Annotated in this window: 11 protein-coding genes; 6 read left to right on the top strand and 5 right to left on the bottom strand. The window is 67.1% G+C overall.

What is annotated here, in order from left to right:
• The coding region (locus tag Q1J95_RS11330; RefSeq protein WP_300267656.1) for a CoA-transferase at positions 1-598 on the bottom strand (598 nt) is incomplete at its 3' end.
• Entirely contained in the window at positions 595-1,461 is an 867-nt protein-coding gene (locus Q1J95_RS11325; protein WP_300267654.1) for a CoA transferase subunit A, read from the bottom strand. The genes Q1J95_RS11330 and Q1J95_RS11325, both read right to left, overlap by 4 nt.
• A 135-nt stretch (positions 1,462-1,596) precedes the next feature.
• Here Q1J95_RS11325 and Q1J95_RS11320 point away from each other — a divergent pair, with 135 nt between their 5' ends.
• Genes Q1J95_RS11320 through Q1J95_RS11305 form a run of 4 tightly spaced genes read left to right on the top strand, consistent with a single transcriptional unit; the run spans position 1,597 to position 5,676 of the window.
• Positions 1,597-2,319, top strand: a complete 723-nt coding sequence (locus tag Q1J95_RS11320; RefSeq protein ID WP_300267652.1) for an SDR family oxidoreductase — start codon at positions 1,597-1,599, stop codon at positions 2,317-2,319.
• On the top strand, positions 2,316-3,203 hold the full coding sequence (locus tag Q1J95_RS11315) for an aldo/keto reductase (protein WP_300267650.1): 888 nt from the start codon (positions 2,316-2,318) through the stop codon (positions 3,201-3,203). Before Q1J95_RS11320 ends, Q1J95_RS11315 begins: the two co-directional genes overlap by 4 nt.
• Entirely contained in the window at positions 3,200-4,483 is a 1,284-nt protein-coding gene (locus tag Q1J95_RS11310; protein ID WP_300267648.1) for an LLM class flavin-dependent oxidoreductase, read from the top strand. The genes Q1J95_RS11315 and Q1J95_RS11310 overlap by 4 nt, the downstream gene beginning before the upstream one ends.
• A complete protein-coding gene (locus Q1J95_RS11305; protein WP_300267647.1) occupies positions 4,480-5,676 on the top strand; it encodes a flavin reductase in 1,197 nt (398 codons plus the stop codon). Before Q1J95_RS11310 ends, Q1J95_RS11305 begins: the two co-directional genes overlap by 4 nt.
• Here the strand turns inward: Q1J95_RS11305 and Q1J95_RS11300 are convergent.
• Entirely contained in the window at positions 5,658-6,107 is a 450-nt protein-coding gene (locus Q1J95_RS11300) for a VOC family protein (RefSeq protein WP_300267645.1), read from the bottom strand. The two genes, Q1J95_RS11305 and Q1J95_RS11300, sit on opposite strands and share 19 nt — an antisense overlap.
• A gap of 49 nt (positions 6,108-6,156) precedes the next feature.
• On the opposite strand from Q1J95_RS11300, the gene Q1J95_RS11295 reads away from it, so the two are divergent.
• Positions 6,157-6,900 (top strand): SDR family oxidoreductase, encoded by a 744-nt coding sequence (locus Q1J95_RS11295; protein WP_300267642.1) that lies wholly within the window; start codon positions 6,157-6,159, stop codon positions 6,898-6,900.
• Positions 6,900-7,514 carry a gamma carbonic anhydrase family protein gene (locus Q1J95_RS11290; protein WP_300267640.1) on the top strand — a complete coding sequence of 205 codons (615 nt, stop codon included), beginning with the start codon at positions 6,900-6,902 and terminating at the stop codon, positions 7,512-7,514. The genes Q1J95_RS11295 and Q1J95_RS11290 overlap by 1 nt, the downstream gene beginning before the upstream one ends.
• Here the strand turns inward: Q1J95_RS11290 and Q1J95_RS11285 are convergent.
• The gene (locus tag Q1J95_RS11285) at positions 7,500-8,612 is read right to left on the bottom strand and encodes an acyl-CoA dehydrogenase family protein (RefSeq protein WP_300267638.1); all 1,113 of its coding nucleotides are present in this window, start codon (positions 8,610-8,612) and stop codon (positions 7,500-7,502) included. The two genes, Q1J95_RS11290 and Q1J95_RS11285, sit on opposite strands and share 15 nt — an antisense overlap.
• A gap of 19 nt (positions 8,613-8,631) precedes the next feature.
• The coding region (locus tag Q1J95_RS11280; RefSeq protein ID WP_300267636.1) for an acyl-CoA dehydrogenase family protein at positions 8,632-9,517 on the bottom strand (886 nt) is incomplete at its 5' end.

Genomic DNA, 9,517 nt, shown 5'->3' with positions numbered 1-9,517 from the left:
GGTGAATCGAGCGCAGGGCGATGCGACCCTCATCGTCGAAGCCGAACACAGCGAGGTTGGTGACCACGACACCGAGGTGGTGGAACTCAAGACCGGCCTGCTTGGCTCTGTCGTTTCCGACGCCCGAGACCATATCGACCGAGTCGACGAAGATGCGGGCGCTGTGGCGTGAGATCCAGTAGTCGACGCGGTGGTTTGCGGTGTTGCCGGGGGCGCCGCGGACGCCGATCAGCTGACGCTTCGGGCGGTCCCAGTCGCCGATCAGCGAGATGTTCTGGTTGCCGTACCGGTCGATCTGACTCGCGCCCATCATGCTCTGGCGGCGGCCGGTGGCAAGAATGTCGAAGATGCGACGGAACGGTGCCCAGCCCTCGACGACCGAGTCCTCGGTCTCCTTGGCGCCGGGTGTCGGCGGACCGCTCAGCAGAAACGCCTCGCCATCGGTGAGGACGATGTCGGGGGCCGTGGTGAGCTTTGCGAGGCGAGCGCCGAGCGTCGGAATGATTCCCACGGCATGGGCGAGAATCTCGCCCGAGTCGCGGTAGGTGTCAGCGCAGGCCGTGATGCTGATCTCAGCGAGAGTGGGTGCCGTGGTCATGATTCTCCTTGGGACGCGTGGAACTCTGCGACGGCCGCGTGATAGCCGGCTTCATCGGTTTTCAAGAAGGTCTCCTCGAAGCGAGTCCACGCCTGCGGGTCTTTGGCGGAGGTCGCGTAGTGCTTCTGGAAGACCTCGTCGCGGCCGTAGTCGGGTTCGCAGGTGGTGAAGTGTGCTCCGCGGGGCGCCTCGACGACGGTTGACACGTACATCCGGCTGAACAGGAGCGTGTGGAAGCTTGCCTCGTCGAGAAGCTGCGAGCTGGGCACGATCTTCTCGGTCGATACGATCGTGCGCTGGGCGGCCATGGCCAGCAGGTCGTCGAAGTACGGATCGGGACCGAGGAACTGTGCGTTGCCCTTCTCATCCGCGCGGTTCATGTGCACCAGGGCGACGTCGAGGTTGAGGGCGGGCATCGCGACATACTCGGCATCCGAGTAGGGCGACGCGACCGTGCGCAGGTGCGGGTTGGCGGGCAGTACGTCAGACCCGAGCCCGGCGCGGATGGGAAGGAAGTCCAGGCGTGCACCGGCCGCACGCAACCCCGCCACATACATTCCCTCGTCGTACTCTTCGACATCGATCGTGCCCGATTCGCGAGCGCGGGTGAACAGTGGATCCAACGGGATGCTGTCGAGCGAGACGAATCCGTAGATGGCCTTACGTAGCTTCCCTGCCGCGGCGAGCAGGCCGATATCTGCTCCGCCGAAGGCGACGACGGTGAGATCGGTGAGGTCGCTGCGCAGGATCGCGCGGACGAGAGCCATGGGCTTGCGGCGGGAGCCCCAGCCGCCGATGCCGATGGTCATGCCGCTCTCCAGAGAGGCGACCGCCTCATCGATGCTCGATCGTTTGTCTGACATCGGTGCTCCTATTCGCTGCGGTGCGGGCAAGCGCTGAACCTAGCGCTTGTTTGGGAAACACACTAGCATGGGCGTCAAATGACATACGGGCCGGGCGGACCCCGGCCATGACGACGACGTCGGAGGAGAGCGCAAATGAGTGAGCCCAGACAGCCCGGACACACGATCGTCACCGGTGGAGCGAGCGGCATAGGCGCGGCGGTTGTGGAGATTCTCCTCGAGCGCGGGCACCGCGTGACCGTGCTGGACATGCAGCCCAGCGACCGAGACGGCGTCGACAGCGAGATCGCCGATGCTCGCGATGAGGCCGCGGTCCGCGCTGCCATCGAAAACGCCGCGGGCCGCGCACCGGTCACCCACCTGGTGGTCTGCCACGGCATCCGCGGAGCATACGTGCCCGCGATGGAGATGGATCTCGAGCACATGCGTCGTCTCTACGACATCCACGTCGTCGGGGCGCTGGCGGTATCGAGGGAGTTCGTCCGCCAGCTGGATGGCGACGCCGGCTCGATCGTGCTGATCTCCTCGACAACCGCCTACCGTGGCTGGGTAAACCAGGTCGACTACGGCACGGCCAAAGCCGCCGAACGCCAGCTCATGGAGAACCTCGCCGTGGAATGGGCGCCGCTCGGCGTGCGCGTCAACGCGGTGGCTCCCGGGCACACGCTCACGCCCATGGTCGAGGACCTCGCCCGCACCGGCTACGACCTCGGCGCGGTTGAGAAGCGCACGCCCCGCGGGCAGCTGGCCACGCCGCGCGAGATGGCCGAATCGATCATCTGGCTCCTCCTCGACGCCCACCACGTGATCGGCCAGTGCCTGCCCGTTGACGGCGGATGGACGGTGGTCGGCAAATGATTCCCACCCGACGCTTGGGAGATCAGCAGGTCTCCGCTGTCGGCATGGGCTCGATGACGCTCACGCAGACCCTCGACAAAGACCCGGCGCAGGGCGTCCAGACCGTCCATGCGGCGCTGGATGCGGGCATCACGCTGTTCGACACGGCAGACAGCTACGGGCCCACCGGAGAGATGGGAGTGAACGAGCTCGCCCTCATCCGAGCTCTTCGCACGCGCCCAGACGCACTCGAGCGGGTCGTGATCGCGACCAAAGGCGGACATACTCGCGGGCCGAACGCGACCTGGTGGGTCGATGGTTCGCCGAAGCACATCGCGAGCGCGGCACGGGCCTCTCTGCAGCGTCTCGGTCTGGAAGCGCTGCCGTTGTACCAGCTTCATCGTCCAGACGTCCGCGTGCCGTTCGCCGATTCTCTGGGGGCCCTGCGGGCGCTCGTCGACGACGGAATCGCTCTTCGCGTGGGCATCTCGAACGTCGACCACGACCAGCTCGACACCGCGATCGAGATCCTCGGTGATCGGCTCGTCAGCGTCCAGAACGAGTACTCTCCGCTGGAACGATCCAATGAAGCGATACTGCGACTTTGCGAGCAGCGGGGGATCACCTTTCTCGCCTGGGGCCCGTTGGGTGGAATGCGTGCGGCCAAAGGGCTCGGAGCGGCCGCTCCCGCTTTCCAGCAGGCCGCCGAGCGTCGCGGCATCAGCGTGCAGCAGATGGCCGTGGCGTGGCTGCTGTCAATCTCTGACGCGATCATCCCGATCCCGGGTGCCAGCCGGCCCGAGAGCATCCAGAGCTCTGTCGGCGCCGCATCCATCGAACTCGACGAACGCGAGCGCGAAGAACTCGCCGTCCCGCCCGTACCGACAGAAGGAGAACAACCATGATGCATCTCGCCGCCTACATTCAAGGCGTCGGCGCCGCGCAGGCAGCGTGGCGTTCGCCTCGCACAGATGCCGCCAACGCGCTGAGTCTGAACCACTGGATCGAAACCGCCCGAGTCGCTGAGGCCGCGTGCTTCGACGCGTACTTCCTCGCTGATGTGCTCGCCGTCGGCGACCAGATCGCCACCGACTCCACAGAACGGCCCGACCCGATCGCCGTGCTGTCGGCGATCACCGGATTCACCGAGCACATCGGACTCGTCGGCACCAGCTCCACGACCTTCAACGACCCGTTCACGGTCGCACGGCAGTTCGCGACGCTCGACCACCTCAGCCAAGGCCGAGCGGGCTGGAACGTCGTGACCACTGCGGTGGGAGCATCCGCCGCCAACTACGGCTCAGCGTCGCTGCCTGACCATGCCGACCGCTACGCACGTGCCGAAGAGTTCGTCGAAGTGGTCGCGGCGCTCTGGGACGGCTGGGAGGAAGACGCCATCGTGGCCGATGCAGCCGCAGGGCGCTACGCCGATCTTGCGCGCATCCACCCCGCCGCGCACGCGGGCGAACATTTCCAGGTGACCGGGCCCTTGCCCCTGCGGCGCTCGCCGCAGGGAAGGCCGGTCATCGCTCAGGCCGGGTCGTCCGGACCGGGGATGAACCTCAGCGCAGCCTGGGCGGAGATGACCTTCACGACCCAGTGGGACATCGAATCCAGCCGAGAGTTCGTGACCCGTACGCGTGAGCTGTCGGCCCAGCACGGGCGTGAGCCCGGGTCGCTCAAGGCTCTTCCCGGCATCATGCCCTTCGTCGGCTCGACCGAGGAGGAGGCACAGGCTCTGGCTCGCGAGTTCGGCAGCTTCGTGGACGTCGAGGGCCTCAGCGCCTTCCTCACCCACCATCTCGGAAACCTCGACCTCAGCGACCTCGACCCAGACGCACCGCTGCCGGATTTGCGACCTCGACTCCCCGAGAACGCGAGCGTCTCGCGGCCACGCCTCTACATCGAGACCGCGCTCAGAGAGCAGCTGACGCTGCGCCAGCTCGCTCAGCGTATTGCGCTGACGCTGGGACACCGGCCGGTGATCGGCACTCCCGAGGCGATCGCCGATGATCTGGAGCAGTGGTTCACCGCCGGCGCCGCAGACGGCTTCATCGTTCTGCCGGCCGACCTTCCGCAGGGCCTCTGCGACTTCGGTGAGCAGGTCGTGCCCATCCTGCAGCAGCGCGGCCTGTTCCGACGCGAGTACACCGGCAGCACTCTTCGAGAGCACTTGAGCGAATGAGCACGTCGAATGAGGGCGGCAACCCCGCCGTCGAGCCCCATCTGTTCCGAGACGTCCTCGGGCATTTCCCTACCGGCGTGGTCGTCATCACCGCGAAAGATGCTGAGGGCGATCCGGTGGCGATGGTGGTCGGATCCTTCACTTCGGTGTCGCTCGATCCGCCCCTGGTCGCATTCCTGCCGCAGCGGACGTCGTCGAGCTATGCGCGCATGTACGGCGCTGCCGACTTCTGCGTCAATGTGCTCAGCGAGAATCAGATCGAGCTGTCGCGGCGTCTTGCGAGCCGGGATCCGAATAAGTTCGACGGAGTCGCCTGGCGTCCGTCGCCGGCGGGAAATCCTATTCTCGACGGTTCGGTCGCATGGATCGACTGCACCCTGACCGCTCGCCACACCGCCGGCGATCACGACATCGTCATCGGCACGGTCACCGCACTCGATACCCAGGAACCCGCCGGGCCGTTGCTGTTCTTCCAGGGCGGGTACGGGCGCTTTGACCGCAGCGCGGCAGAGAACGCGGCCACACAGCTCAGCGCCCAGCTGCAGATCAGCGACGTGACACGCCCGCATCTCGAGGCTCTTGCGGCCGAGACGGGACTGGAGACCTTCACTCAGTCGATCATCGGCGGCGATCTGCTGATCATGACCGGCGTGTCGGCGACGGGTCGGTCGGTGCGTGAGCACATCGGCCGCCGGTTGCCGCTGCGGATGCCGTACGGCGCGACGTTTCCCGCGGTCGATGAGTCGTTGGTGGCTGCGTGGGCACGTGCGAACGACAGCGCGCACCATCCCGAGGCTGAGGCCGCCGAGCGCCTGGAGCGGGTGCGCCGGCGTGGCTGGTCGATCGGCCTGGTGGCGCCGAATCACGATGAGCACTGGGCGACCATCTCGCAGCACGGCAGGGACAGTGGTCACGCCGGTGTCGATGTGCGCATCCGTGAGGCGCTCGAGAGCATCGCGGGAGCGTATGACCCCTCGGATGAGACGCTGCGAAGCAGGTTGCTGAACGTGCGGATCCTCGCGGCGCCGGTGTGCGATGCGAACGGTGCGATTCTGGAAAGCATCGTTCTCTTCGGGTTCCCCGCGCAGGCTGCTCCCGAGCAGGTTCAGCGGTGGGCGCAGCAGCTGCTTGCGACCGCAGAAGCCGTCTCGCAGGAGCTGATCGGATTCGACATTCAGGCTGGAGCGCGGTGAGGTTCTTGCAGCAGTTCCACGCGCACGTCGTCCGGGCCGAGCACGTAGACGTAACGGTAGCCCTCGAGGGGGCCTGCAGTGGCAGTCATCGTCGTCGAGAGCGCGCGATGGCCCAGTTGCTCAGCCGCAGCGATGGCCCCGTCGATGTCGTCCACGACGATCGCGGGATGCGCGGCGCCGATGTGTCCGTTGTTCGGATCGATCCGTGCGGCGTCGGCATGGCGGTACTGCAGCAGCTCGAGGAAGACGCCATTGGCGGTGCAGACGAAGCTGATCGCGATCTCGACGCCCGCATAGCCGGTCGCCGCCTCGACAGCGGGTCCGCTCTTGATCAGGGGGCCGATCGCCTCGCCGCCGCTGACGGTCTGGTAGAACCTCGTCGCCGCCTCGAGGTCGCTGACGGTGATGCCGATGTGGTGAATCCTGCTCATGCTGCCTCCAACCAAATGCTTGTTCAATAATCTATCGCGAAGGAATCTCATGAATGCAACGCCCGTCATCGATCTCTCTGACAAAGTCGCCCTCATCACCGGAGCGGCCGGGGGCCAGGGGCGCGCTCATGCCCGCCTGTTTCACCAGCTCGGCGCACGCCTGGTGCTCACCGACCTCGACGCCGATGCCGTCACCGACTTCGCCGCCGAGTTCGGCGACGCCGCGGTCGGCATCGCGCACGACGTCAGTTCGGCTGAGGCCTGGAACGATGTCGCTGACAAGGCGCGACAGGCTTTCGGGCGCGTCGACATCCTCGTCAACAACGCAGGCTTCTGTCCCGAAGGGCCCCTCGCAGACGCCACCGAGAAGGTGATCCGCCTCACGCTCGATGTCAACCTCATCGGCCCGATGCTGGGGGTGCAGGCGATGCTGCCCCTGATGAAGCACGGCGGTGCCTCGATCATCAACATCGCATCAACGGCCGGGGTCGCCGGTTACGCCAATCGCGTGCCGTACTCGGCGTCGAAGTGGGGATTGCGGGGCGTCTCCCACGCCCTCGCTCGTGAGCTGGCGGAGTGGGGCATCCGTGTGAACACGGTGTGCCCCGGCGCTGTGGACACACCGATGGCCTCGGAGAGCACGCGCGCCGGTGTCGGCTTCATCACACGCATACCGATCCCTCGTGCGGGCCAGCCGGAGGAGATCTCCAACCTCGTGGCCTTCCTCGCCAGCGAGGCCAGCAGCTACTGCACCGGTCAGGACTTCGTGATCGACGGCGGTCAGGTCGCCTGATGCCGTCGTACGAGTTCGACGGCGTGATCCCCGTGGTCGACGCCACCGCGTTCGTCCATGAAACCGCCAGTCTGATCGGCGACGTCATCGTCGGGCCCGGATGCTATATCGGTCCCTTCGCGAGCCTGCGCGGTGACTTCGGGCGAGTCATCGTCGGTGAGGGATCCAATGTGCAGGACTCGTGCGTGATTCACGCCTTTCCCGGAACGGATGCGCTCCTCGAGCCGAACAGCCACGTCGGCCACGCGGCGGTGCTGCATGGCTGTCGGATCGGCTCCTATGCGCTGATCGGGATCGGATCGACGATCCTCGACGGCGCCCACATCGGCGAAAATGCCCTCGTCGCCGCCGGTGCCGTGGTCACGGCCGGTACGGCCGTGCCCGCCGCCGGCATGGCGATGGGCTGCCCGGCGAAAGTCACCGGAGAGCTCGACGAGCAGGCGCTGGCGTGGAAGCGCAACGGCGTACACCTTTATCAACAGTTGGCGCAGCGCAGCCGTGAGACGCTGCGCCCCGTCGAGCCGCTCGCTCAGCAAGAACCGGACCGAGTTCGCACGTCGTGGTCAGCGGATGCCGCGCAGCCGCTGCACGTGAAGCGATCAGCGCGCGGCTAGAACCTGCTCTTCGGCGGCGGCGCGGTGTTCGCGCGCCGTGCCGAAGAGCTGACCCAGAGCGTGTGCGCGCTTGAAGATCAGGTGCGCGTCGTGCTCCCAGGTGATCGCGATCCCGCCGTGCAGCTGGATCGTCTCGGCGGCGATGTGCTCGAGCGCTGTCGAGCAGGTCACCGCGGCGAGAGCGGCGAGCTCGGCGCGATCCGGCGCGTTCTCGGTCAACGCTCCGGCCGCCGCACGCGCGGTCGTCTTGGCGATCTCCGTCTGCACGTGCATATCGGCGAGGCGATGCTTCACCGCCTGGAACGATCCGATCTGGCGCCCGAACTGCACCCGGTTCCGGGCGTAGTCGACGGTCATGTCGAGCCCACGTGCGGTTGTGCCGGCCTGGACGGCCGCTGTCGAGGCAAGGGCGTGCGCGTAGACGGCCTGAAGGTGCTCAGGATCACCGCTGCCCAGCGCTCGGGCGGGTGTGCTGTCGAAGTCGAGCGTTGCCAGCCGGAGGGTGATATCCATCGCCGGTGTCGCCTCGCGCGTGGTGCGCGCGGTGTCGGTCACCTCGAACAGACGCGGACCATCGGCCGTGCGAGCGATGGCCAGAATGATGTCAGCGCTCTCGCCTTCGAGCACGAACGGCACGCGGCCCGACAGTGTCCAGTCGTCGCCGTCTGCGATCGCTTGCACGTCGATGGCTGCCGGGTCCCAGCGACCGTCGGCACTCGCCCATGCCAGCGCGGCGATCGACTCTCCGGACGCGATGTCGGGAAGAAGACGGGCCCCGTCGTCGACGTCTGCCGCCGTCAGGATGGCCTGTGCGGCGATGGCGACTGAGCCGAGGTACGGCGACGGCGTGAGTGCGTAACCGAGCTCTTCGAGGGCGACCTCGCTCTCGACGACGGTGAAGCCGGCACCGCCCGCTTCCTCGGGGATCGCCAGCGATGCGATGCCGATCTCGCCGCACAGCAGAGCCCACAGCCCGGCATCGTAGCCCGGGGTGGATTCGACTGCCTGGCGGATAGCGGTGCTGTCGGATCGCTGCGCGAGCAGCGTGCGCAGCATGTCGGCGAGCTCGCGCTGTTCTTCGGTGAGGTCGGCAGTCATCGTCGTTGTCCCTTCTGGATTACGCGGCGCTATCGCGAAGGATCGCGCGGGCCACGCGCGAGCGGTGGAAGGCGGACGTGCCCCAGACGGTGGGCAGTGTCTGGGCGAGTCCCAGCCAGATGCGCAGATGGTGCTCTGAGGTGTATCCGATCGCGCCGTGCACCTGAAGCGCGACGCGCGCTGCCCGCGCGGCCGCATTCGATGCCGCGACCTTCGCGGCCGAGACGGCGCGTTCACGGGTCGTGTCGTCGAACTCGAGTGCAGCGTTCCATACCAGCGGGCGTGCAAACGTCAGTGCGACGCGGATGTCCGCCAGCTGGTGCTTCAGCGCCTGGAACTCGCCGATCGGGCGGCCGAACTGCTCGCGCACTTTCGCGTACGACACTGCCTCCGCGAGGAGTCGTTCGCCGGCACCCAGAAGCGTGGCTGCGGCGGCCAGCGCAGCCTCGTCGGATGCGGCGGCAAGAGCCGCGGCATCCAGCGTCTGACCGTCGGCATCCGGCGTGAGAAGAGTGAGATGACGGGTGGGTGCGAGTGAGGCGACCTGCTCGCTCACGGTCGCCTCGTGAAGCGTGCCGTCGGCGATGTGGAAGAGACGCTCGGCAGCGTTGGCGTCGAGCGCCGCGGGGGCCACCATGGCCATGCTCGCTGTGGCAATCGTGCCTGAGACGATCTGCGAGCGGGTGTTCGTATCGACGAGTGAGGGCAGAAGCGCGACAGACTCGATGTACGGGCCGGGAACGCCGTGGTAGCCCAGCCGCTCGAAGACGATCGCGAGATCGGTCACCGAGCCGCCGAAGCCGCCATCGCTCTCAGCCACGCGCAGCCCGGTCAGGCCGAGCTCAGCGAACTGCGCCCACAGGGCGCGCCCCGCTGTGCTGTCGCCCGCCGCCCACTGCTGGGCG

Origin of the sequence: Microbacterium sp., from assembly GCF_029263575.1 — a bacterium.
Taxonomy (GTDB): domain Bacteria; phylum Actinomycetota; class Actinomycetes; order Actinomycetales; family Microbacteriaceae; genus Microbacterium.
This window is presented reverse-complemented; position numbering and strand designations above follow the sequence as displayed.

Bases quoted from the DNA above. Each gene is read 5' to 3' on its own strand.
- Q1J95_RS11295 (WP_300267642.1), top strand. From the start codon at position 6,157: ATGAATGCAACGCCCGTCATCGATCTCTCTGACAAAGTCGCCCTCATC.
- Q1J95_RS11320 (WP_300267652.1), top strand. From the start codon at position 1,597: ATGAGTGAGCCCAGACAGCCCGGACACACGATCGTCACCGGTGGAGCG.
- Q1J95_RS11285 (WP_300267638.1), bottom strand. From the start codon at position 8,612: ATGACTGCCGACCTCACCGAAGAACAGCGCGAGCTCGCCGACATGCTG.
- Q1J95_RS11290 (WP_300267640.1), top strand. From the start codon at position 6,900: ATGCCGTCGTACGAGTTCGACGGCGTGATCCCCGTGGTCGACGCCACC.
- Q1J95_RS11305 (WP_300267647.1), top strand. From the start codon at position 4,480: ATGAGCACGTCGAATGAGGGCGGCAACCCCGCCGTCGAGCCCCATCTG.
- Q1J95_RS11315 (WP_300267650.1), top strand. From the start codon at position 2,316: ATGATTCCCACCCGACGCTTGGGAGATCAGCAGGTCTCCGCTGTCGGC.
- Q1J95_RS11300 (WP_300267645.1), bottom strand. From the start codon at position 6,107: ATGAGCAGGATTCACCACATCGGCATCACCGTCAGCGACCTCGAGGCG.
- Q1J95_RS11325 (WP_300267654.1), bottom strand. From the start codon at position 1,461: ATGTCAGACAAACGATCGAGCATCGATGAGGCGGTCGCCTCTCTGGAG.
- Q1J95_RS11310 (WP_300267648.1), top strand. From the start codon at position 3,200: ATGATGCATCTCGCCGCCTACATTCAAGGCGTCGGCGCCGCGCAGGCA.